At 53.0% G+C, this 23,213-nt stretch carries 20 protein-coding genes and 3 pseudogenes; 13 read left to right on the forward strand and 10 right to left on the reverse strand.

The window, feature by feature from the left end; translation table 11 throughout:
• Positions 1-3 precede the first annotated feature (3 nt).
• Positions 4-1,179: an isochorismate synthase EntC gene (gene entC, locus AACU94_RS14485; protein WP_135489647.1), complete on the reverse strand. Its 1,176-nt coding sequence runs from the start codon at positions 1,177-1,179 to the stop codon at positions 4-6.
• 188 nt (positions 1,180-1,367) lie between these two features.
• Between entC and fepB the strand changes: the two genes are divergently transcribed.
• A complete protein-coding gene (gene fepB / locus AACU94_RS14490) occupies positions 1,368-2,324 on the forward strand; it encodes a Fe2+-enterobactin ABC transporter substrate-binding protein (protein ID WP_135489648.1) in 957 nt (318 codons plus the stop codon).
• A 3-nt stretch (positions 2,325-2,327) separates the two neighbouring features.
• Here the strand turns inward: fepB and entS are convergent, their stop codons facing one another.
• Positions 2,328-3,578 carry an enterobactin transporter EntS gene (gene entS, locus AACU94_RS14495; RefSeq protein WP_130222566.1) on the reverse strand — a complete coding sequence of 417 codons (1,251 nt, stop codon included), beginning with the start codon at positions 3,576-3,578 and terminating at the stop codon, positions 2,328-2,330.
• Positions 3,579-3,688: 110 nt separating this feature from the next.
• On the opposite strand from entS, the gene fepD reads away from it, so the two are divergent.
• From fepD to fepC, 3 genes are read left to right on the forward strand one after another with little or no spacing between them, the layout of a single operon-like run.
• Positions 3,689-4,693 (forward strand): Fe(3+)-siderophore ABC transporter permease, encoded by a 1,005-nt coding sequence (gene fepD / locus AACU94_RS14500; RefSeq protein ID WP_001298899.1) that lies wholly within the window; start codon positions 3,689-3,691, stop codon positions 4,691-4,693.
• Positions 4,690-5,682: an iron-enterobactin ABC transporter permease gene (fepG, locus tag AACU94_RS14505; protein WP_130258590.1), complete on the forward strand. Its 993-nt coding sequence runs from the start codon at positions 4,690-4,692 to the stop codon at positions 5,680-5,682. Before fepD ends, fepG begins: the two co-directional genes overlap by 4 nt.
• Positions 5,679-6,494 carry an iron-enterobactin ABC transporter ATP-binding protein gene (gene fepC / locus AACU94_RS14510; RefSeq protein ID WP_000140646.1) on the forward strand — a complete coding sequence of 272 codons (816 nt, stop codon included), beginning with the start codon at positions 5,679-5,681 and terminating at the stop codon, positions 6,492-6,494. The genes fepG and fepC overlap by 4 nt, the downstream gene beginning before the upstream one ends.
• On the opposite strand, the gene wzz(fepE) is transcribed toward fepC, so the two are convergent.
• The 4 genes and pseudogenes from wzz(fepE) to fes all read right to left on the reverse strand — a co-directional run bounded on the left by wzz(fepE) (position 6,491) and on the right by fes (position 13,141).
• On the reverse strand, positions 6,491-7,624 hold the full coding sequence (gene wzz(fepE), locus AACU94_RS14515; protein WP_130219393.1) for an LPS O-antigen length regulator Wzz(fepE): 1,134 nt from the start codon (positions 7,622-7,624) through the stop codon (positions 6,491-6,493). The two genes, fepC and wzz(fepE), sit on opposite strands and share 4 nt — an antisense overlap.
• Before the next feature lie 216 nt (positions 7,625-7,840).
• Positions 7,841-11,721, reverse strand: a pseudogene (entF, locus tag AACU94_RS14520) (enterobactin non-ribosomal peptide synthetase EntF).
• Positions 11,718-11,936: an enterobactin biosynthesis protein YbdZ gene (ybdZ, locus tag AACU94_RS14525; protein WP_000885782.1), complete on the reverse strand. Its 219-nt coding sequence runs from the start codon at positions 11,934-11,936 to the stop codon at positions 11,718-11,720. Before ybdZ ends, entF begins: the two are co-directional and overlap by 4 nt.
• A 2-nt stretch (positions 11,937-11,938) precedes the next feature.
• Positions 11,939-13,141, reverse strand: a complete 1,203-nt coding sequence (gene fes, locus AACU94_RS14530; RefSeq protein WP_135489649.1) for an enterochelin esterase — start codon at positions 13,139-13,141, stop codon at positions 11,939-11,941.
• Between the two features lie 242 nt (positions 13,142-13,383).
• On the opposite strand from fes, the gene fepA reads away from it, so the two are divergent.
• The gene (gene fepA, locus AACU94_RS14535; RefSeq protein ID WP_135489650.1) at positions 13,384-15,624 is read left to right on the forward strand and encodes a siderophore enterobactin receptor FepA; all 2,241 of its coding nucleotides are present in this window, start codon (positions 13,384-13,386) and stop codon (positions 15,622-15,624) included.
• 174 nt (positions 15,625-15,798) lie between these two features.
• Positions 15,799-16,419 carry an enterobactin synthase subunit EntD gene (gene entD / locus AACU94_RS14540; RefSeq protein WP_135489651.1) on the forward strand — a complete coding sequence of 207 codons (621 nt, stop codon included), beginning with the start codon at positions 15,799-15,801 and terminating at the stop codon, positions 16,417-16,419.
• A 121-nt stretch (positions 16,420-16,540) separates the two neighbouring features.
• On the opposite strand, the gene hokE (AACU94_RS14545) is transcribed toward entD, so the two are convergent.
• Positions 16,541-16,693 (reverse strand): type I toxin-antitoxin system toxin HokE, encoded by a 153-nt coding sequence (hokE, locus tag AACU94_RS14545; RefSeq protein ID WP_000956465.1) that lies wholly within the window; start codon positions 16,691-16,693, stop codon positions 16,541-16,543.
• On the opposite strand from hokE (AACU94_RS14545), the pseudogene AACU94_RS14550 reads away from it, so the two are divergent.
• A pseudogene (locus AACU94_RS14550) lies at positions 16,662-16,891 on the forward strand (hypothetical protein). The gene hokE (AACU94_RS14545) and the pseudogene AACU94_RS14550 overlap by 32 nt on opposite strands.
• 152 nt (positions 16,892-17,043) lie before the next feature.
• Here the strand turns inward: AACU94_RS14550 and hokE (AACU94_RS14555) are convergent.
• Positions 17,044-17,196: a type I toxin-antitoxin system toxin HokE gene (hokE, locus tag AACU94_RS14555; RefSeq protein ID WP_000956455.1), complete on the reverse strand. Its 153-nt coding sequence runs from the start codon at positions 17,194-17,196 to the stop codon at positions 17,044-17,046.
• Here hokE (AACU94_RS14555) and AACU94_RS14560 point away from each other — a divergent pair.
• Positions 17,165-17,440, forward strand: a complete 276-nt coding sequence (locus tag AACU94_RS14560; RefSeq protein ID WP_135381132.1) for a hypothetical protein — start codon at positions 17,165-17,167, stop codon at positions 17,438-17,440. The two genes, hokE (AACU94_RS14555) and AACU94_RS14560, sit on opposite strands and share 32 nt — an antisense overlap.
• 21 nt (positions 17,441-17,461) lie before the next feature.
• Here the strand turns inward: AACU94_RS14560 and AACU94_RS14565 are convergent, their stop codons facing one another.
• Positions 17,462-17,590 (reverse strand): hypothetical protein, encoded by a 129-nt coding sequence (locus tag AACU94_RS14565; RefSeq protein WP_276319954.1) that lies wholly within the window; start codon positions 17,588-17,590, stop codon positions 17,462-17,464.
• Positions 17,591-17,648: 58 nt separating this feature from the next.
• Here AACU94_RS14565 and AACU94_RS14570 point away from each other — a divergent pair, with 58 nt between their 5' ends.
• The 5 genes and pseudogenes from AACU94_RS14570 to ybdG all read left to right on the forward strand — a co-directional run bounded on the left by AACU94_RS14570 (position 17,649) and on the right by ybdG (position 21,736).
• Entirely contained in the window at positions 17,649-18,767 is a 1,119-nt protein-coding gene (locus tag AACU94_RS14570; RefSeq protein ID WP_077039894.1) for a YbdK family carboxylate-amine ligase, read from the forward strand.
• 65 nt (positions 18,768-18,832) lie between these two features.
• Positions 18,833-19,081: a DUF1158 domain-containing protein gene (locus tag AACU94_RS14575; protein ID WP_000682524.1), complete on the forward strand. Its 249-nt coding sequence runs from the start codon at positions 18,833-18,835 to the stop codon at positions 19,079-19,081.
• Positions 19,082-19,145: 64 nt separating this feature from the next.
• On the forward strand, positions 19,146-19,514 hold the full coding sequence (locus AACU94_RS14580) for an MmcQ/YjbR family DNA-binding protein (RefSeq protein ID WP_135404635.1): 369 nt from the start codon (positions 19,146-19,148) through the stop codon (positions 19,512-19,514).
• 93 nt (positions 19,515-19,607) lie between these two features.
• On the forward strand, positions 19,608-20,261 hold the full coding sequence (gene nfsB, locus AACU94_RS14585) for an oxygen-insensitive NAD(P)H nitroreductase (RefSeq protein WP_130223095.1): 654 nt from the start codon (positions 19,608-19,610) through the stop codon (positions 20,259-20,261).
• A gap of 228 nt (positions 20,262-20,489) precedes the next feature.
• Positions 20,490-21,736: pseudogene (gene ybdG / locus AACU94_RS14590) on the forward strand (mechanosensitive ion channel YbdG).
• 86 nt (positions 21,737-21,822) lie between these two features.
• Here ybdG and pheP read toward each other — a convergent pair.
• Entirely contained in the window at positions 21,823-23,205 is a 1,383-nt protein-coding gene (gene pheP, locus AACU94_RS14595) for a phenylalanine transporter (protein ID WP_064529014.1), read from the reverse strand.
• Between the last annotated feature and the right edge of the window lie 8 nt (positions 23,206-23,213).

Consider the following 23,213-nt stretch of genomic DNA (forward strand, 5'->3'; position numbering starts at 1 on the left):
TCCTTAATGCAATCCAAAAACGTTCAACATGGTAGAAAGTTTGACGCCCGTTTCGCGCCACTCACCCAACGGTGACGACGCAGGCACAATCCCCGCTCCGGCAAACAGACGCACCTGATTTTCCCGCAGCTTCGCGCAGCGGATGGTCACCACCCACTCGCCGTTACCTTCGCTGTCACACCAACCCACAATGCCGCCAAACAGTTCGCGGTCGAACGGCTCCAGTTCAGCAATAACCTGGGTCGCGGCCTGATGCGGGAAACCGCTCAGCGCGGGAGTCGGATGCAGTAGACAGGCCAGAGTCAGTGCGTTTTCTTGCGAATTCGCTTTACCTTCAAAGGGAGTTGCGAGATGCCACAGCGTCGGCGTGGTGATCAGTTGTGGAGAAGAAGGAACGTGTAACTCACTACTGCGTTCGCGCAGTACCTCTTTCATCGCCTGAGTCACCAGTTCATGTTCATGGCGATCTTTTTCTGACGCCAGCAGACGATTACCCGCTTCGCGATCGAGCACTTCATCCGGTTGACGACGCGCGGAACCGGCTAACGGAATGGAGCTAAAACGCTCGCCGTCTTTACGTAGCAGCAGTTCCGGGCTGGCCCCCAGCAGAACACCACCATCAGCCAGCGGGACATGGAAGTTGTAACTAACCGGGTTTTGCGCAATCAACCGTTCCAGCAGTACGCCACTATCAATGAAGGCATCAGTGGTGATATCAATCAACCGTGACAACACCACTTTGTCGACCTGCGGCGTGGCAGTTAGTGCGGCGGCGCGGGCAACCATCTGTTCAAACGTGGTTTGTTCCGGAATTGCCCGGCGTTCCACCACGTTCAGAGACTGGCTGCGGGTGAAACGGCGGGCAGAAGATTGTTTTTCCTGACGGGAGAACGACTGCCAGGATTCAGGAATATACAGCGATGAAGGCTGACGTGGATCGAAGGGAATCGCCCCGACCATCACCGGATTTTTGATGCCCTGCGCTTTGGCATCGGCAAACAGCGCGGCGAGTTTTTGCTGGAAGGGACTGTCGGGCGAATCCCCGTTCACAGCCGGTTCATCGAAGCGGGCGAAACATCCTGACGTCGTAAAACTGCGGTACGGCGACATAAAGAAAAAGCGATTGGGCGCAAGTGTTGCCATGGTCTGCTGTACTTCCTCAGCCAGTGACGTATCCATATCATCCTCCACAAAATGATAAAGGCTTTAATAATGATTATCATTTATATTTTCGGTCGCTAACCTAAAAGCAAACGCGCACTATGTCAACTCTTGAGGTAACGCAATCTGCAACTCGGGGTTGCATCTGGTTGTGGTTACAATGAAAATGAGAAGCATTAACTTCATTAATAACAGGAAGCTGATTTGTGAGACTCGCCCCGCTCTACCGCAACGCCCTTCTATTAACAGGACTTTTGCTTTCAGGAATAGCCGCAGTTCAGGCCGCCGACTGGCCGCGTCAGATTACTGACAGCCGTGGCACTCATACCCTGGAAAGCCAGCCGCAGCGTATTGTTTCCACCAGCGTCACCCTGACCGGCTCACTGCTGGCTATTGATGCTCCGGTGATCGCCAGCGGCGCGACCACGCCAAATAACCGCGTCGCGGACGACCAAGGATTCTTGCGCCAGTGGAGCGATGTGGCGAAAGAACGCAAACTGCAACGGCTCTATATCGGCGAACCGAGCGCCGAAGCCGTTGCCGCGCAAATGCCGGATCTGATTTTAATTAGCGCAACTGGCGGGGATTCGGCGCTGGCGCTGTATGATCAGCTTTCTACCATCGCCCCGACATTAATCATCAATTACGACGACAAAAGCTGGCAGTCGCTGTTAACGCAACTTGGCGAAATTACCGGGCATGAGAAACAAGCGGCAGAGCGGATTGCGCAGTTTGATAAGCAACTGGCGGCGGCGAAAGAGCAAATCAAATTACCGCCGCAGCCGGTCACTGCCATTGTCTATACCGCCGCTGCACACAGTGCCAATCTCTGGACGCCGGAATCAGCACAAGGGCAGATGCTGGAACAACTCGGCTTTACGCTGGCGAAGTTGCCAGCAGGGTTAAACGCCAGCCAAAGCCAGGGCAAACGCCATGACATCATTCAGCTTGGTGGGGAAAATCTGGCTGCTGGGTTAAACGGTGAATCGCTATTCCTGTTCGCCGGTGATCAGAAAGACGCCGATGCGATTTATGCTAATCCGCTGCTCGCGCACCTGCCTGCAGTACAAAACAAGCAGGTTTATGCGCTGGGAACCGAGACGTTCCGACTGGATTACTACAGCGCCATGCAAGTGCTGGAACGACTTAAGGCGCTGTTTTAAGCATTAACTGTCAGACGCTGTCACCTGCGGCGGCGTCTGGCGAAAACGCCGCAACTCAACCAGCACCAGCAACAACAACACACCGATAATAAACAAAGCAAAACCGCTCGCGCTTGCGGAAGCAACCGGTGTCATCATCGCTCCCAAACCGCCCAGCAGCGCCGCGCCTATGGCATCGCCCGTCACGTTTTGCGCCGTCCACAAACCGTTAATCCGCCCTAACATCGCTTCCGGGGTTTGCGTTTGCAGCATTGTATATTGCAGCAACGAACTAACCGCGCTCAGCCAGCCGAACAGCGCCAGACAAACCACGCCTAAAATCCACATCGGCATCAGGCCAAACAGACCAATGGCGAGGAACGATCCCAGCGTGGAGAGCAGCATCAATAACCCTGGTCGCGCGCTATGTGCCAGCTTCCCGCTGGTTAACGCACCAATAGCCGCGCCGAGCGGGATCGCCGCATAGAGAAAACCAATCTGTGCCGCCGACATCTGCCAGTTGTCAGCCAGCGCCGGATACAGTACCCGCACCGCGCTCGCCATCGTCAATAAACCACCCAGCAGCGCAATCCCTCCCACCAGCGGACTGGCGAGCAGAAAACGAAAACCTGCCAGAAGTGATTTCAACGGATGCTCACGCGGCTGCGGTGGCGGTGGCAACGCCGGAAGGCTTAACAACGGCAGCAGGGTAATAAACGTGCCCGCTGCCGCCAGCCCGTAGTTCCAGGCTACGCCTCCGGTCGCCAGCAGTAAACCGCCAATCATGGGCGAAATCACCGACCCCAGACGCACGGTCAACATGGTGATCGCCCCGGCCTGCATTAAGTTTTCACGCCCTACCAGTGCAGGTGTCGCCGCCAGTAGCGCCGTAACGCCAAGCGATGCGAAAAAACCATCCCATAATCCGAGTAAATAGATTGCCAGCAATGACGGCTCCGGCAGCAGCGCGTTCAGGCACAGTCCAATGAAGCCAATGCCACAGGTGCCGCGCGCCAGCAAAATCACTTTTTTGCGCTCATAGCGATCCGCCAGCACACCGCCGACCATCAGGCCAACAAACATCGCGCCGCCGGTCAGCGTCACCGAAAGCCCCACCTGCCAGGTAGAATGCGTCATCATCTGGATCTGCACCGGCACCGCGACGCCGAGCAAACCCAGAGACACAATTGAGATAAAACGAGCGAGGAATACTGCGCGAAACGCCGGGTGCGTTTTCAACAGGCTGAGGTTAAGCAGCCAGGATTGTTTATTCATTACAATGCCTTGCCATCAAATATTTTAAATACCTATTCTTAGGCTGCACATGCTAACATATCCAAATAAGATCGATAACGATAATTAATTTCATTATCATGGGAGTTCGTATGTCTGGTTCTGTTGCCGTGACACGCGCCATTGCCGTGCCCGGATTGCTGTTATTACTGATTATCGCGACGGCATTAAGCCTGCTCATTGGAGCAAAATCACTCCCCGCTTCCGTCGTGCTGGAGGCCTTCTCCGGCACCTGTCAGAGCGCCGACTGCACCATCGTGCTCGACGCGCGACTGCCGCGCACCCTTGCCGGTTTACTGGCCGGCGGTGCGCTTGGGCTTGCCGGGGCGTTAATGCAAACCCTCACCCGAAACCCACTTGCCGACCCCGGCTTGCTTGGCGTGAACGCCGGAGCCAGCTTTGCCATTGTGCTGGGAGCTGCGCTGTTTGGTTACTCATCCGCGCAGGAACAACTGGCGATGGCCTTCGCCGGGGCGCTGGTGGCCTCGTTGATTGTTGCCTTTACCGGCAGCCAGGGCGGCGGGCAGTTAAGTCCGGTGCGTTTAACCCTGGCGGGCGTGGCGCTGGCGGCGGTGCTGGAAGGGCTGACCAGCGGCATCGCCCTGCTTAATCCTGACGTCTACGATCAACTGCGTTTCTGGCAAGCCGGTTCGCTGGATATTCGTAATTTACACACCTTAAAAGTGGTGCTGATCCCGGTGCTGATCGCCGGAGCAACTGCGCTATTACTGAGCCGTGCGCTGAACAGTTTGAGCCTTGGCAGCGACACCGCGACGGCGCTGGGCAGTCGCGTGGCGCGCACACAGTTGATTGGTCTGCTGGCGATTACCGTGCTTTGTGGTAGTGCGACGGCGGTAGTTGGCCCGATTGCCTTTATTGGCCTGATGATGCCGCATATGGCGCGCTGGCTGGTAGGTGCCGATCATCGCTGGTCGCTGCCCGTCACGCTACTCGCCACCCCTGCCCTGCTGCTGTTTGCCGATATCATCGGGCGGGTGATTGTGCCCGGTGAACTGCGCGTTTCCGTGGTCAGTGCGTTTATTGGCGCGCCGGTGCTGATCTTCCTCGTGCGACGTAAAACGCGAGGTGGTGCATGATTTACGTCTCTCGCCGATTAATCATCACCTGTTTGCTGCTGGTTTCCGCCTGTGTGGTTGCAGGTATCTGGGGATTACGTAGCGGTGCCGTCACGCTGGAAACCTCGCAGGTATTCGCCGCGTTGATGGGTGATTCGCCGCGCAGTATGACGATGGTGGTCACCGAATGGCGTTTGCCACGCGTGCTGATGGCGCTGTTGATTGGCGCGGCACTGGGCGTCAGCGGCGCGATTTTTCAGTCGCTGATGCGTAACCCGCTCGGCAGCCCTGACGTAATGGGCTTTAACACCGGGGCGTGGAGTGGAGTGCTGGTGGCGATGGTGCTGTTTGGTCAGGACCTGACGGCTATCGCGCTGGCAGCAATGGTGGGCGGCATTGTCACTTCGCTGTTGGTTTGGCTGCTCGCCTGGCGTAACGGTATCGACACCTTTCGGTTGATTATTATCGGCATCGGCGTCCGCGCCATGTTGGTGGCCTTTAATACCTGGCTGCTGCTGAAAGCGTCTTTAGAAACGGCGCTAACCGCAGGATTATGGAATGCCGGATCGCTCAACGGCCTGACGTGGGCAAAAACCTCGCCTTCCGCACCCATCATTATATTGATGCTCATTGCCGCCGCCTTGCTGGTGCGGCGAATGCGCTTGCTGGAAATGGGCGATGATACCGCGTGTGCGCTGGGCGTCAGCGTCGAACGTTCGCGGCTGTTAATGATGCTGGTTGCAGTGGTGCTTACCGCTGCGGCAACAGCGCTTGCCGGGCCGATTTCCTTTATTGCTTTAGTCGCGCCGCACATTGCCCGACGCATTAGCGGCACCGCTCGCTGGGGGCTGACCCAGGCGGCGCTGTGCGGGGCGCTGTTACTGCTGGCGGCCGATCTCTGCGCCCAACAACTGTTTATGCCGTATCAACTTCCGGTTGGCGTCGTTACCGTCAGCCTCGGCGGTATTTACCTTATCGTCTTGTTAATTCAGGAGTCTCGCAAAAAATGACCGAATCAGTAGCCCGTTTGCGCGGCGAACAGTTAACCCTGGGATATGGCAAATATACCGTTGCGGAAAATCTGACTGTAGAAATACCTGATGGTCACTTCACGGCAATTATCGGGCCAAATGGCTGCGGCAAATCAACATTGCTGCGCACGTTAAGCCGCCTGATGACGCCTGCTCACGGGCATGTCTGGCTGGATGGCGAGCACATTCAACATTACGCCAGTAAAGAAGTTGCCAGGCGGATTGGTCTGTTAGCGCAAAATGCTACCACGCCGGGAGATATCACCGTGCAGGAGCTGGTAGCGCGTGGGCGTTACCCGCATCAACCGCTGTTTACCCGCTGGCGCAAAGAAGATGAAGAAGCGGTAACGAAAGCGATGCAAGCCACGGGAATCACCCATCTGGCGGATCAAAGCGTGGATACCCTTTCTGGCGGACAACGCCAGCGGGCGTGGATCGCGATGGTGCTGGCCCAGGAAACGGCAATTATGCTGCTCGACGAACCCACGACCTGGCTGGATATCAGTCATCAGATTGATTTGCTGGAACTGTTAAGCGAACTGAATCGCGAGAAAGGCTATACCCTGGCGGCAGTGCTGCACGATCTTAATCAGGCCTGTCGTTACGCCAGCCATTTGATTGCACTGCGGGAAGGGAAAATTGTTGCTCAGGGAGCGCCGAAGGAGATTGTCACTGCTGAATTGATCGAGCGCATTTATGGTCTGCGCTGCATGATTATTGACGATCCGGTGGCCGGAACGCCGCTCGTGGTGCCGCTCGGACGAACGGCACCTTCAACCGCGAAGATTTAAACTAAGTGGTCTGCCATCATGGCATCCTGTTTTCTGGATGCCATCGCATGGCGCAACAGCACGCCACCACAAGCAACCATACCGCCGATCAGCGCCGAAAGGATCACAATAATCGCTTTGCCCGGACCGTCTTTTTTCACCGGCAACGTCGGACGCAACTGATATTTAAACGGCGTAAAATTCACATCGTTGACATTTGTTTTTGTTAATTGCTCGACGAGATACTGACGATTACGTAATTCACCATTCAGTTCCGCAACGTCAGTGACTGCTTTTTCAATTTCCAGTTTGCGTTCAATACCGTCTGCACCGAGAGAAATAGAGAAATCAGGGTCATCTTTAACGGCCTGACCATTACTGTATACGGGCTTTTTAATTCCTGCCGCGTTGGCAATGTCGAGTGAATAATTGAGGCGCTGAATGTTTGCATCAAGCTGATTTTTCGTTTTTATACGATCCTGCGCCAGTTTTTCTTTTTCAAACTGGGTTTTGATTTCCAGTTTATTACGGACGTTTTCTATCGACTCTTTCACCACCAACGCAGAGATATAATCGATATACCCGGCCAACACTTTCTGTGCCTCTTCACTGGTAGGTGCGGTGAAACTTAGCGTCCAGGAGGTATACAATGACGGTTCATCTTTTTTCTTACTGGCATTGTCATCCACCGCTTTCATTTTTTCGCTCAATGCGACAATTGCGCGATGCAAATCTAGTTCGTCGATTTTCGCCTCTTTCAATTGGTTCATAACATACGGCGATGAACGAAGATAATCTTCCAACAAACTAACAGACTGAAACTTCTTGATAAACAGGTTAAATGCTTCTGTACGATCAATTTTGATATCCAGATCCAGTACCCGAAGGTTAGTAAATATTTTCTCCAGCTCTTGCCATTGCACAGGTTCTGCCGGCGTTACAACCGCCGCACTGGTCCATTTTTGCGGTAGGATAAATGACACCAGCAACCCGATACAGGCAAAGGCAAAAACGACAGCCATGATCTGTTTTTTTGCGTGCCATAAAACTTCGATAAGATTAAGTAAATCAATTTCATTATTACTGGCTGGCGCCAGATGATAATCGGGAAAATGCGAGTCGCTTTCCTGCTTAATATTCAGTGTTGACATACGGTATAACCTGAAAATGAGTCCAATGAGGGTAAATTTCCACGGCGCACACTTTACCAGTTGGTGAGAATTATCCGAAGCTGAACTTTGTAAATTCCACGCAGCAAACGCAATGTTTGGCGCATTTTCAGACAAACCACTCAGCAAATATTAATACAACAAATAACAAAATCCATAATTATTTACCGTAATTATGGATTTGCATTTAAGATAAAGTTATTTATTTAGAGCAGCACGAATAATTGGTCCAATTTTTTCAAATGCTATTGGAGAAATAATATCCACATGCGCGCAATCCTGACGATAAATATCCAGCTCAGCTATCCACGGCGACCAGGCGCGTTCGGGGCTCATACCTTCCTGAAGCGTGCGTTCAGCAACAAACAGCGTCGCTTTACCGTCAAACGGTACGCTATGAGCAGTCGTCAGCAGACGCACTGCATCAGCGTAATTACCTTCAATGATGGTAAACAGCTCCGTCGACGCAGTCCCCTGCTGAGCAGCCAGGAAGGCCTCGCGTTCGCGGTTAATCTCCGCCAGCACTTCCGGGTCCAGACCATTAGCCTCTTTTTCCTGCCAGTTTTGCGTTTCTGGCGGCCAGGTATCCAGCAAGCCAAGAAATGCCACCTGTTCGCCACGGGCACGCAGCCGCGCCGCAATGCCCTGCGCCAGCGTACCGCCCAGCGAATAACCCAGCAGGTAATAAGGGCCGCGCGGTTGTTGTTTAAGTAACGTTGCCAGATGCGCTTCGCAGACTTCATCCAGGTTTGCCGCCGTCTGCATGGGGCCATGAGGGCGCGGCGACTGAATGCCGATAATCGACCATTGTGGATCGAGATAACGCGAGAGCACGCTAAACTGCCAGGCAAAACCGGATGCCGGATGGAAACAAAACAGCGTCGGGCCATTACCTTCACGCAACGGCAGAATGGTTTCGAATCCCATGCGCCGGGAGCTGTCTTCTTCACCATCAATAATCGTTGCCAGTTTAGCGACGGTTGACGCGACCATCACCTGCCCCGGCGTCACCTGGCGGGCAAACTGCCGACTTAACTGCGCTGCCAGTTTCATTGCCAGTAGCGAATGACCGCCAAGCGCAAAGAAATCAGCATCGGCATCCTGCACGTCACACCCCAGCAACGACGAGAATGCCGCGGCGATAATCGTTTCACTGCCCGCTTTCGGCGCTCGTCCCGGCGTTTGTGCCTTCAGTTCAGGCAACGGTAAGGCTTTGCGATCCAGCTTGCCGTTGGCGCTAAGTGGTAACTGTGGAAGTTGCAGCAGAACCACCGGCACCATATGCGGTGGCAATGTTTCGCGAAGCTGCGCCTGCAATGCGCTGGTATCCAACGGCAGGCCCGATTGCGACACCAGATAGCCCACCAATTGACGCGCATCACCACCAGTGGCTGCCGCCTGGTTAATCACACAGGCGTGGGTAACGGCCTGTTCGACATCCGGCAACGCTGCATCACGCGATCGATTTCGCCCAGTTCGATACGCTGCCCGCGAATTTTTAGCTGATCGTCACTGCGCCCGAGGTACTCCACCGCGCCGTTATCCAGCCAGCGGGCAACGTCTCCGGTACGGTACATCCGTTCACCTGGGGCAAAAGGATCGGCAATAAAGCGGCTGGCGGTCAGATCGGGTCGTCCAAGATACCCCTGCGCCAGTTGAATGCCGGTGAGATAGAGATCACCCGCCACACCCGGCGGCACCGGATGCATCATCGCATCAAGAATACGCAGACCCGTATTCCATACCGGATAACCAATCGGCACACTGCTACCGCGCACCTGTGCCAGTTCCTCGCCAAAAGCCGGATACCAGCTGACATCTACCGCCGCTTCCGTCGGGCCATATAGATTATGCAACGGCACGCTGGTTAACTGTTGCCATTCGCGGCATAAATCGGCCGGTAAGGCTTCACCGCTACAGAAAACCTGTTTCAACGTCGCGCAACTCTGGCGAGCGGTTTGCGGCGTCAGCGATGCAACAAATGCCGCCAGCATCGACGGCACAAAGTGCGTGGTCGTTACGCCATATTCGGCAAAGAATTGCTGCATAGCGAGCGGGTCGCGGTGCGCTTCCGGTTCAGCCATCACCAGTTTAGCCCCGGCAATAAACGGCCAGAAAAACTCCCACACCGAGACATCAAAGCTGCACGGCGTTTTTTGGGCAACGACATCTTCGCCTGTAAGCGGATAATGATTTTGCATCCAAAGCAGGCGGTTAACGATAGCCGTCTGCCCGACCATTACTCCTTTCGGCCTGCCGGTGGAGCCAGAGGTAAAGATGATATAGGCCGTGTGATGCGGTTGTGAAAGTTGCAGCGGCGCACTGCCCTGTGCGGTAAGCGGGGCGTTATAGCAAAGGCTGGTTAAATCAGGAACATCGGCAAAGCGCGGCAGTTGATCGTCGGTGGTGATTAACAGTGACGGACGCGCATCTTCCAGCATCATCTTCAGGCGATCGTCCGGATAGCCGGTATCCAGCGGTAACCAGGCCGCACCTGCTTCAACAATCGCATGTAGCGCCAGGGTCAAAAAGACCGAGCGCGGTAGTGCCACCGCCACGCTGTCGCCCGGTTTAACGCCGCGCTCACGCAGCAGATTCGCCAGCGCTACCACCTGCTCGCGCATTTCCCGATAGCTGAACTGGTAACGCGCATCTGCCAGCGCCGGAGCATCCGGTGTTTTTGCCGCTTGCTCTGCCACCAGCGCACTCAGCGTGGTTTCTGGAATCTCAACCTGAGTGGCGTTGATCTGCGCCAGCTGCGCATATTCACCTGGCAGCATAATATCGACATCGCCGCACAACAGCGCCGGATCCGCGGCGAACTGGGCGATCAGCATTTTCAGGCGTTCAGCATGCTGGATTAACGTTGACTCAGCGTAACGCTGTTTATTGGCGAGGATCTCAATACTCAAATCACCGTGTTCATCCGGGAAGAGCGCCAGTTCAAGGTCATTAACCGGACCGGTTGCCAGTGTATGGGTTTGCGCCTGAACACCAGGAATATCCAGTTGGTAATCAAATACCTTGATATTGAGTACCGGACCAAACAGCGGTTCATCACCTGCCGCTCGCCCGCTGTCACGGACAATTTGTTCGGCATCGTAACGTTGATGACGACGCATTTTTTTCAGTTGTGCTGCCAGTCGGGTTGCCAGTTCCGGTAGCGTTTCTTGCGCCGCAATGTGAATACCCAACGGCAAAACGTTGAGCACGGGTCCGGTAGCCGTCAACGCCGCCGAGCCCAGTCGACGCATAAAGATAAATCCGGCGGCGTAGTCCATGCGATTGCACAATCGCCCCAGCCACAAAGCCGTCAGCGCAAGGGCTAAATCGGTACGCTGCACACCTGAAAGTTGCGTAGCCAGCTGGCGGAATTCCCCGTCAGTAAATTCCAGTTTCAGGCGCAGAATATCTGCCGAAGCGCTGCGCCCCGGTAAAGGTGCCGGGGAAAGTGACGCGGGCGGCGGCAGTTGACGACGCTGTTCCGCCCAGAATGCCGCATCACGCTGCCAAGCTTCGCTTTCGCGGTATTGCTGGTACTCTTCCACTACATCAGCGAAAGGCGTAAACGGCGAAGCAGGCGTTGGTTCGCCACGCAGCCATGTGCAGTAAATATTGGCGATCTGGCGGGTAATGGCCGGGAAACTGAAGCCATCGACCAGCAAATGGTGGTAACGCTGATACCAGTACCAGCGGTTATCCGCCACCTGTATCAGCTGATGAAAGACCAGTGGTTTACCGCTATCGACGCGCAGATCTTGTTGCAAATCCGCCTGCATTAATGCCTGCGCAGTACCGTGTGGATCAATGTTGGTTCGCAGGTCGATAATTTCTGGCAGTTCGAACGTCAGCGCATCATCGACCCACTGCCAGACTTCGCCGTTATCTTCCGTAAAACGCATCCGCAGTGTATCTGCTTGCGCTAATCCGGCAACCACCGCGCGGGCCAGTAATGGCACATCAACCTCTCCGGTTAACTCAACGTAATGCGCCACGCTCCAGGCGGAGGGTAAATCCGACAGTTTTTCTGCCATCCAGATGCCGGGCTGTGCAGCGACCAAAGGTAAATGCTGGCTCATTGCGCCTCCTGCAACTGGGTGAAATTCGCCGGTGTCAGAGTACGCCAGTGGGCTTCCAACCACTGCTGGCAGGACTCTTGTGACTGCGGCTGACACACAATGTCCCAGCCTGCAGGTAAGGCGCATTGTTGCGGCCACAGACTGAATTGCCCCTGCGCATTGCGCAAAATGTAAAACGCTCCCTGTGGATCATCGAAGGGATTACTGAATGCCATATTCAACTCCTGTCATGGAAAAGTGGTTGCCAGAGGTCGATTAGCCCCTGCATCAAGCCACCGCGCCAACAAAGCGCATCATGTCCGCCGTCAACCTGACGCCAGAAAATGGATTCTTTTATGGGGTGTAATTGCGCATACAGCGCCTGATTGGCCCGCATGATCATCGACTCGCGAATACCCGCTTCCAGCACAATGCGCAGACCTTCGGCGCTAACTTCACCAGCTTTTAGCTTTTCAAGTAACACGCCCTCTTGCTGCCCGCCCCGATGCGGCCACCAGTACGATCCTGACTGGCTTAATACACAGCCAAAGCGTTCAGGCCAGTGCAGTCCGGCATACAGCGCGGAAAGTCCACCAAAACTCTGCCCGGCGACCACGGTGCGATCGGCGCGATCGCTAAAAGGGGCAATAGCTTTCACCTGGGGTAATAACTCTTGCTGTACTGCCAGCCAGAAATCGGCATTACACGGCAGTTCGTGGGCGCGGTGCGTGGTGTCGATAGCGTCGATCAACACATACACGGCGGGAGGAAGTTGCTGACGATGGGTCAGCGAAGTCAGCACAGGCCAGACGGGCATACTCTGCGCCCAAAATTCGCCATCGAGCAAAACTGCCAGCGGGCGTTCTTCTGCTGTTGCATCACCGGTGGTAAAAATCCATACACGGCGTGAATTTTTCAACCGTTCACTTTTCCAGATAATTTCTTTGGCAGGCGTTTCTGGCGCTTGCGGACAATCCCAACCCGGTTGCAGTGGCGCTTGCGGCATTTCGAGTGCAGAAACAGCGTGCCCTCGCCCGCCTTTCCAGCTTTGTGGATTCAGCGGATCGGCTATCGCCTGGGGGAGTAATTTTTGCCATCCCTCGCGTAACTCGAGGCGATCAGGGGATGGTGCAGAAAAAATGTCATCGCGTTCGGTGGGAATAAAGCAGTAGCTGCCGCGCCAATCGGCATTGAGTTGTGTCGTCCACAGCCAGACATCGGTACCTGCAATTCGCTGCATCGACTGGGGTTGGCTGTTCTGATGGTGATCGGTGACGCCAGTAATGTAGACCCATACGCGCTTTATCGTCGAGTAGTCTTCAGAACCTTGTGGATCACGCCACCAGAAAGTGACCTGATACATTTCGTCATTAAGACGCTGCCATTCCGGGCCATGTTTCGACTGCCACCAGCTATCACTTCCCACCTTTAACGCCGCCACATCATAACCTTATGTTTATTGTGATTTTTTTCATTGATTGCAGAAATATATTGATAATATTATTGATAACCATTTGCATTTGCAATAGCGTAATGGCGCGCCGTGGGAAGCGCGGACATTAATTAACCAACTGCACTGCGTGTCTTTCAGGATCAAAGGTTTTCGCGGTAGCGGGATGCGTCGTGTTGATGACGACCATGCCCGACAGTTGCAATTCGTGGCAAAAATGCAGGAATAAAACAATGAACAAGAAGATTCATTCCCTGGCCTTGTTGGTCAATCTGGGGATTTATGGGGTAGCACAGGCACAAGAGCCAACTGATACTCCTGTTTCACATGACGATACCATTGTCGTTACCGCCGCCGAGCAGAACTTGCAGGCGCCTGGCGTTTCGACCATCACCGCAGATGAAATCCGCAAAAACCCCGTCGCCCGCGATGTGTCGGAGATTATCCGTACCATGCCAGGCGTTAACCTGACCGGTAACTCCACCAGTGGTCAGCGTGGTAATAACCGCCAGATTGATATTCGCGGCATGGGGCCGGAAAACACGCTGATTTTGATTGACGGCAAACCGGTCAGCAGCCGTAACTCGGTGCGTCAGGGCTGGCGTGGCGAGCGCGATACCCGTGGTGATACTTCCTGGGTGCCGCCTGAAATGATTGAACGTATTGAAGTTCTGCGTGGTCCGGCAGCTGCGCGTTATGGCAACGGCGCGGCGGGCGGCGTGGTTAACATCATTACCAAAAAAGGCAGCGGCGAATGGCACGGCTCCTGGGATGCTTATTTCAACGCCCCAGAACATAAAGAGGAAGGTGCCACCAAACGTACCAACTTCAGCCTGACCGGCCCGCTGGGTGATGAATTCAGCTTCCGTTTATATGGCAACCTCGACAAAACTCAGGCTGACGCGTGGGATATTAACCGGGGGCATCAGTCCGCGCGTGCCGGTACATATGCGGATACGCTGCCCGCCGGGCGCGAAGGGGTGATCAACAAGGATATTAATGGCGTAGTTCGCTGGGACTTCGCGCCTCTGCAATCACTCGAACTGGAAGCAGGCTACAGCCGCCAGGGCAACCTGTATGCGGGCGACACACAGAACACCAACTCCGATTCCTATACCCGCTCAAAATATGGTGATGAAACTAACCGCTTGTATCGCCAGAACTACTCGCTGACCTGGAACGGCGGCTGGGATAACGGTGTGACCACCAGCAACTGGGTACAGTACGAACACACGCGTAACTCGCGTATTCCGGAAGGTCTGGCGGGCGGCACCGAAGGGAAATTTAACGAAAAAGCGACACAGGATTTCGTCGATATCGATGTTGATGACGTGATGTTGCACAGCGAAGTTAACCTGCCGATTGATTTCCTTGTTAACCAAACGCTGACGCTGGGTACGGAGTGGAATCAGCAGCGGATGAAGGACTTGAGTTCCAACACCCAGGCGCTGACCGGAACGAATACCGGTGGTGCTATTGATGGCGTGAGCGCCACCGACCGTAGCCCATATTCAAAAGCAGAAATTTTCTCGTTGTTTGCCGAAAACAACATGGAGCTGACTGACAGCACCATCGTAACGCCGGGGCTGCGTTTCGATCATCACAGCATTGTTGGCGATAACTGGAGTCCGGCGCTGAACATATCGCAAGGTTTAGGCGATGACTTCACGCTGAAAATGGGCATTGCCCGCGCCTATAAAGCGCCGAGCCTGTACCAGACTAACCCGAACTACATTCTCTACAGTAAAGGTCAGGGCTGTTACGCCAGCGCGGGCGGCTGCTATCTGCAGGGGAACGATGACCTGAAAGCGGAAACCAGTATCAACAAAGAGATTGGTCTGGAGTTCAAACGCGACGGCTGGCTGGCGGGTGTCACCTGGTTCCGTAACGATTATCGCAATAAGATTGAAGCGGGCTATGTGGCTGTAGGGCAAAACGCAGCCGGCACCGATCTCTACCAGTGGGATAACGTGCCGAAAGCAGTGGTTGAAGGTCTGGAAGGATCGTTAAACGTACCGGTTAGCGAAACGGTGATGTGGACCAATAACATCACTTATATGCTGAAGAGTGAAAACAAAACCACGGGCGACCGTTTGTCGATCATCCCGGAGTATACGTTGAACTCAACGCTGAGCTGGCAGGCACGGGAAGATTTGTCGATGCAAACGACCTTCACCTGGTACGGCAAGCAGCAGCCGAAGAAGTACAACTATAAAGGCCAGCCAGCGGTTGGACCGGAAACCAAAGAAATCAGTCCTTACAGCATTGTGGGTCTGAGCGCGACCTGGGATGTGACGAAGAATGTCAGTCTGACCGGCGGCGTGGACAACCTGTTCGACAAGCGTTTGTGGCGTGCGGGTAATGCCCAGACCACAGGCGATCTGGCAGGAGCCAACTATATCGCCGGAGCCGGGGCGTATACCTATAACGAGCCGGGACGTACGTGGTACATGAGCGTTAATACTCACTTCTAATGCTAACGTCAGATTGTTGACAAAGTGCGCGTCGTTCATGCCGGATGCGGCGTGAACGCCTTATCCGGCCTACAAAAATCTTGCCAATTCAATATATTGCAGGATCACGTAGGCCTGATAAGCGTAGCGCATCAGGCAGTTTTGCGTTTGTCATCAGTCTCAAATATGGTCGACATGAAAACTACGCATACCGCCCTCCCCTTTGCCGGACATACGCTGCATTTTGTTGAGTTTGATCCGGCGAGTTTTCGCGAGCAGGATTTACTCTGGCTGCCGCACTACGCGCAACTGCAAAACGCTGGGCGGAAACGCAAAGCCGAACATTTGGCCGGGCGGATCGCTACTGTTTATGCGTTGCGGGAATATGGCTATAAATGTGTACCCGCAATCGGCGAGCTACGCCAACCTGTGTGGCCTGCGGAGGTATACGGCAGTATTAGCCACTGCGGGACTACGGCATTAGCCGTGGTATCTCGTCAACCGATTGGCATTGATATTGAAGAAATTTTTTCTGCGCAAACAGCGGCAGAATTGACAGACAACATTATTACGCCAGCGGAACACGAGCGACTCGCAGACTGCGGTTTAGCCTTTTCTCTGGCGCTGACACTGGCATTTTCCGCCAAAGAGAGTGCATTTAAGGCAAACAAGATACAGGCCGCTCCAGGTTTTCTGGATTATCAGATAATTAGCTGGAATAAACAGCGGATCATCATTCGACTAGAGGATGAGCAGTTTGCTGTGCACTGGCAGCTTAAACAAAAGATAGTCATAACGCTGTGCCAACACGATTAATTGACAACATCTGGTACGGTTCGCCCGCAGCCATCACTGACCGCGGGCGAAAGTGTAAAGCAGGTGCCTTACCATCCTGACCTGACAACCGGATATGCGGGGATTACTCCCCGCACAACGGCTACTTCTTCGGTTCGTAAGCGAGAACAGCCTTAAACTCAATATTACGTTCCTTTACGGTGAACTCACACAGTGAGTCTCCGACCAGAAGCGTAAATCCCAGCACCGTTAAACACAGCACTATGACTGCCACAAGGGCATATTTCGTCAGCATGTTTATATTGCCTCCATGCGAAGAAGGGACTACCATCCGAGTTGTTGAGGTTCGGAGTGGCAGCCCCAGGGTTGATAGAAATATCTCCTGGGGCTTCATCTTTCCAGACCTCAGAGTAAACCTGAAACCGGAAAGCTTCAGGCACCCGCCGTTATCTTACCCTTCCTTAGCAAAATAGCTGTTTATTTATACAGTTAATCCTGTTTCGGACTTCTGTCGGCAAAACTGATCATTGCCCTTAAAACGAAATCGCCCGCAGCCATCACTGACCGCGGGCGAAAGTATAAAGCAGGTGCCTTACCACCCTGACCTGACAACCGGATATGCGGGGATTGCTCCCCGCACAACGGCTACTTCTTCGGTTCGTAAGCGAGAACAGCCTTAAACTCAATATTACGTTCCTTTACGGTGAACTCACACAGTGAGTCTCCGACCAGAAGCGTAAATCCCAGCACCGTTAAACACAGCACTATGACTGCCGCAAGGGCATATTTCGTCAGCATGTTTATATTGCCTCCATGCGAAGAAGGGACTACCATCCAAATTGTTCGGGTTTGGAGTGGCAGCCCCAGGGTTGATAGAAATATCGTCCTGGGGCTTCATCTTTCCAGACCTCAAAGTAAACCTGAAACCGGAAAGCTTCAGGCACCCGCCGTTATCTTACCCTTCCTTAGCAAAATAGCTGTTTATTTATACAGTAAATCCTGTTTCGGACTTCTCACTCCCCATTTGATCAACCGAAGCTGAACCCGTTTTTTTCTGCATGCCTCAATCGTCAAAATTCTTCGCCGCCAGCCAGCTATGACGCAACTGGTCACATTGCAAAAGTAGCCAAATTGCTTCAGTCACAATCAGTTCACCATCACCAAAGAAAGAAACATTCCAGAACTTCCGCATCTCGCCCAGCCGCTCCGACTTCTATACTGAATAGAAAACGCCAACATAAGAGAAACCTATGCCATTACCCGATTTTCATGTTTCTGAACCTTTTACCCTCGGTATTGAACTGGAAATGCAGGTGGTTAATCCGCCGGGCTATGACTTAAGCCAGGACTCTTCAATGCTGATTGACGCGGTTAAAAATAAGATCACGGCCGGAGAGGTAAAGCACGATATCACCGAAAGTATGCTGGAGCTGGCGACGGATGTTTGCCGTGATATCAACCAGGCTGCCGGGCAATTTTCAGCGATGCAGAAAGTCGTATTGCAGGCAGCCGCAGACCATCATCTGGAAATTTGCGGCGGTGGCACGCACCCGTTTCAGAAATGGCAGCGTCAGGAGGTATGCGATAACGAACGCTATCAACGAACGCTGGAAAACTTTGGCTATCTCATCCAGCAGGCGACCGTTTTTGGTCAGCATGTCCATGTTGGCTGCGCCAGTGGCGATGACGCCATTTATTTGCTGCACGGCTTGTCACGGTTTGTGCCGCACTTTATCGCCCTTTCCGCCGCGTCGCCGTATATGCAGGGAACGGATACGCGTTTTGCCTCCTCACGACCGAATATTTTTTCCGCCTTTCCCGATAATGGCCCGATGCCGTGGGTCAGTAACTGGCAACAATTTGAAGCCCTGTTTCGCTGCCTGAGTTACACCACGATGATCGACAGCATTAAAGATCTGCACTGGGATATTCGCCCCAGTCCTCATTTTGGCACGGTGGAGGTTCGGGTGATGGATACTCCGTTAACCCTTAGCCATGCGGTAAATATGGCGGGATTGATTCAGGCTACCGCCCACTGGTTACTGACGGAACGCCCGTTCAAACATCAGGAGAAAGATTACCTGCTGTATAAATTCAACCGTTTCCAGGCCTGTCGCTATGGGCTGGAAGGCGTCATTACCGATCCGCACACCGGCGATCGTCGACCGCTAACGGAAGATACCTTGCGATTGCTGGAAAAAATCGCCCCTTCCGCACATAAAATTGGTGCATCGAGCGCGATTGAGGCCCTGCATCGCCAGGTCGCCAGCGGTCTGAATGAAGCGCAGCTGATGCGTGATTTCGTCGCCGATGGCGGCTCGCTGATTGGGTTGGTGAAAAAGCATTGTGAGATCTGGGCCGGTGACTAAGCCGGGAATTGCCTTACAGAAGAATATCCCTGACAATGGTGTTTTAACTTACATTTAACAATGTTATGAAACACCCTTTAGAAACCTTGACCACCGCAGCAGGCATCTTGCTGATGGCTTTTCTCTCTTGCCTGCTGCTGCCCGCCCCCGCACTGGGGCTGACGCTGGCACAAAAACTGGTGACCACGTTCCATCTGATGGATCTTAGCCAGCTTTACACTTTATTGTTTTGCCTGTGGTTTTTAGTGCTGGGCGCTATTGAGTATTTTGTTCTGCGCTTTATCTGGCGACGCTGGTTCTCGCTGGCGGATTAAACGTCGATTATCGCCGTACTTCGCGGCATACTTTGCTTATTCTCCTTCGCCTAAAGGAACGTTTATGGATAAGCAATCACTGCACGAAACGGCGAAACGCCTGGCCCTTGAGTTACCCTTTGTCGAGCTTTGCTGGCCTTTTGGCCCGGAGTTCGATGTGTTTAAAATTGGCGGCAAGATTTTTATGCTGTCGTCGGAGCTGCGCGGTGTTCCCTTTATCAATTTGAAGTCCGATCCACAAAAATCCCTGTTAAATCAGCAAATATACCCAAGCATTAAGCCAGGGTATCACATGAATAAAAAGCACTGGATTTCGGTGTATCCCGGCGAGGAAATCTCCGAAGCGTTACTTTGCGATCTGATCAACGATTCGTGGAATCTGGTGGTTGATGGTCTGGCTAAACGCGATCAAAAAAGGCTGCGCCCTGGCTAAAGTGGAAATCTATAGCGCATTTTTCTCGCTTACCATTTCTCGTTGAACCTTGTAATCTGCTGGCACGCAAAATTACTTACACATGGAGTCTTTATGGATATCATTTCTGTCGCCTTAAAGCGTCATTCCACTAAGGCATTTGATGCCAGCAAAAAACTTACCCCGGAACAGGCCGAGCAGATCAAAACTCTCCTGCAATACAGCCCATCCAGCACCAACTCCCAGCCATGGCATTTTATTGTTGCCAGCACGGAAGAAGGTAAAGCGCGTGTTGCCAAATCCGCTGCCGGTAATTACGTGTTCAACGAGCGTAAAATGCTTGATGCCTCGCACGTCGTGGTGTTCTGTGCAAAAACTGCGATGGACGATGCCTGGCTGAAGCTGGTTGTTGACCAGGAAGATGCCGATGGCCGCTTTGCCACGCCGGAAGCGAAAGCCGCGAACGATAAAGGTCGCAAGTTCTTCGCCGATATGCACCGTAAAGATCTGCATGATGATGCAGAGTGGATGGCAAAACAGGTTTATCTCAACGTCGGTAATTTCCTGCTCGGCGTGGCGGCGCTGGGTCTGGACGCGGTACCCATCGAAGGTTTTGACGCCGCCATCCTCGATGCAGAATTTGGTTTGAAAGAGAAAGGCTACACCAGTCTGGTGGTTGTTCCGGTAGGTCATCACAGCGTTGAAGATTTTAACGCGACGCTGCCGAAATCTCGTCTGCCGCAAAGTATCACCTTAACCGAAGTGTAATTATCCTGACAGCCGGGACCCCATCCCGGCTCAGATTGCTGACAAAGTGCCTTATCCTGCCTACAAGTTCGTGCCAATTCATTCAAGGTAGGCATGATAAGCGTAGCGCATCAGGCAATTTTATATTTGCCATCAGCCCTCGCAGGAAATTCTTCCATCAGATTCTCCTGATTTGCATAACCCTGTTTCTGCCGTCATCATAGGCCGCTGTTGTATATAGGAGACGTTATGCAGGATTTAATATCCCAGGTTGAAGATTTAGCGGGTATTGAGTTTGATCACACCACCTCGATGGTGATGATTTTCGGTATTATTTTTCTGACCGCCGTTGTAGTGCATATTATTTTGCACTGGGTGGTACTACGTACCTTCGAAAAACGTGCCATCGCCAGCTCACGGCTGTGGCTGCAAATCATTACCCAAAATAAACTCTTCCACCGTTTAGCTTTTACCCTCCAGGGGATTATCGTCAATATTCAGGCGGTATTCTGGCTGCAAAAAGGCACCGAAGCGCTGATATTCTGACCACCTGCGCGCAGTTGTGGATCATGATGTATGCGCTGCTTTCTGTCTTCTCTCTGCTGGATGTTATTTTGAATCTGGCACAGAAATTCCCGGCGGCAAAACAGTTGCCGTTAAAAGGGATATTTCAGGGGATTAAACTGATCGGCGCGATTCTGGTCGGCATTTTGATGATCTCACTGCTGATTGGTCAGTCGCCAGCAATTCTGATCAGTGGTCTTGGCGCGATGGCCGCCGTGCTGATGTTGGTGTTTAAAGATCCGATTCTTGGTCTGGTTGCAGGCATTCAGCTTTCCGCAAACGATATGCTGAAACTGGGCGACTGGCTGGAAATGCCAAAATACGGCGCGGATGGCGCGGTGATCGATATCGGCTTAACCACCGTCAAAGTGCGCAACTGGGACAATACTATTACCACTATTCCCACCTGGTCGCTGGTATCTGACTCCTTTAAAAACTGGAGCGGGATGTCAGCCTCTGGCGGGCGACGTATTAAGCGCAGTATCAGTATTGATGTCACCAGTATTCGTTTTCTTGATGAAACTGAAATGCAGCGGCTGAATAAAGCGCATTTGTTAAAGCCTTATTTAACCAGCCGCCATCAGGAAATTAATGAGTGGAATCGCCAGCAAGGTTCTACGGAGTCGGTATTAAACCTGCGCCGAATGACCAATATTGGAACCTTTCGTGCCTATCTGAACGAATATCTGCGTAACCATCCGCGGATTCGTAAAGATATGACCTTAATGGTGCGCCAGTTAGCTCCGGGCGATAACGGTTTACCGCTCGAGATCTACGCGTTTACTAATACGGTGGTGTGGCTGGAATATGAAAGCATTCAGGCTGATATATTCGACCATATATTTGCGATCGTCGAAGAGTTTGGTCTGCGACTTCATCAGTCGCCAACCAGCAATGATATTCGCTCCCTGGCAGAAGCATTTAAGCAGTAATTAAAAAACCGCTCTCATCGAATGGATGAGAGCGGTTGTCATCGTGTTGTTGGATGCTGCGTGAATGCCTTATCCAACCTGCACTATTATTTCGCTTTCCGACGCAGCGTTTTAAACGCCACAAACAGGAATACAATCCACACCGGCAGCAGAATTGCCGACAAGCGCATATCATCCATCGTGCACATCAGCAGCAAAATCATGCCGAGGAAGGCGATGCAAAGATAGTTGCCGAACGGATAGAGCAGCGCCTTAAATTGTGTTTCACGCCCCTGACGTCGCATCGCTGCACGAAAACGCAGATGCGCCAGACAGATCATAATCCAGTTCAACAGCAACGTTGCTACCACCAGCGCCATCAGCAGACCAAACGCTTTTTGCGGCAGCAGATAGTTAATCAGCACCACCAGCGAAGTGATCGCTCCGGAAAGCATCAGCGAGTTGATCGGCACGCCGCGATGGCTAACACGGGTAAGAAACTTCGGCGCATTCCCCTGCACAGAAAGACCAAACAGCATCCGGCTGTTAGAGTAAACCCCGCTGTTGTACACCGATAATGATGCCACCAGAATAACGAAGTTCAGCGCAGAAGCCACCACGTTGCTGTCAAGATTATGGAAAATCATCACAAACGGGCTACTGTTGGATTTCACTTCCACCCACGGATAGAGTGCCAGTAAAACCACCAGTGAACCGATATAAAACAGCAGGATGCGATACACCACCTGATTCACTGCTTTCGGGATGCTTTTTTCCGGATCGCGTGCTTCTGCCGCAGTAATCCCAATCAGCTCCAGACCGCCGAAGGAGAACATAATTACCGCCAGCGACAAAATCAGCCCATTCCAGCCGGTGGCAAAAAAACCACCGTAGCGCCAGAGGTTGTCGATACTGGCTTTCTCGCCGCCGTGACCAGAAAACAGCAGCCACAGGCCAAAGCCGATCATACCGATGATCGCCAGCACTTTAATCAGCGCAAACCAGAACTCGGTTTCGCCATATAAGCGCACGTTCACCAGGTTAACGGCGTTGATGATAATAAAGAAGGCGGCAGCCCAAATCCACGTTGGAACATCCGGGAACCAGTACTGCATATAGATGCCCGCAGCGGTCAGCTCTGCCATTCCCACCAGCACGAACATCACCCAGTAGTTCCAGCCAGAGAGGAAGCCCGCAAACGGTCCCCAGTATTTATAGGCAAAGTGGGCAAATGAACCGGATACCGGCTCTTCGACCACCATCTCGCCGAGCTGGCGCATAATCAGGAAAGCGATGATCCCGGCGACGCCGTAGCCCAGCAATACAGCCGGACCCGCCATCTGAATCGCCGGGCCAATGCCAAGAAACAGACCAGTACCAATTGCGCCACCCAGCGCAATCAGTTGAATATGACGGTTATGTAATCCGCGATGAAGCGTCGGCTCTTGATTCGACGCAGTATCTTCCGATACGGTTGACGCGTTTTTCACGCCTTTCC

The sequence above is a fragment of the Escherichia sp. E4702 genome (genome assembly GCF_963883545.1).
Classification (GTDB): Bacteria; Pseudomonadota; Gammaproteobacteria; order Enterobacterales; family Enterobacteriaceae; genus Escherichia.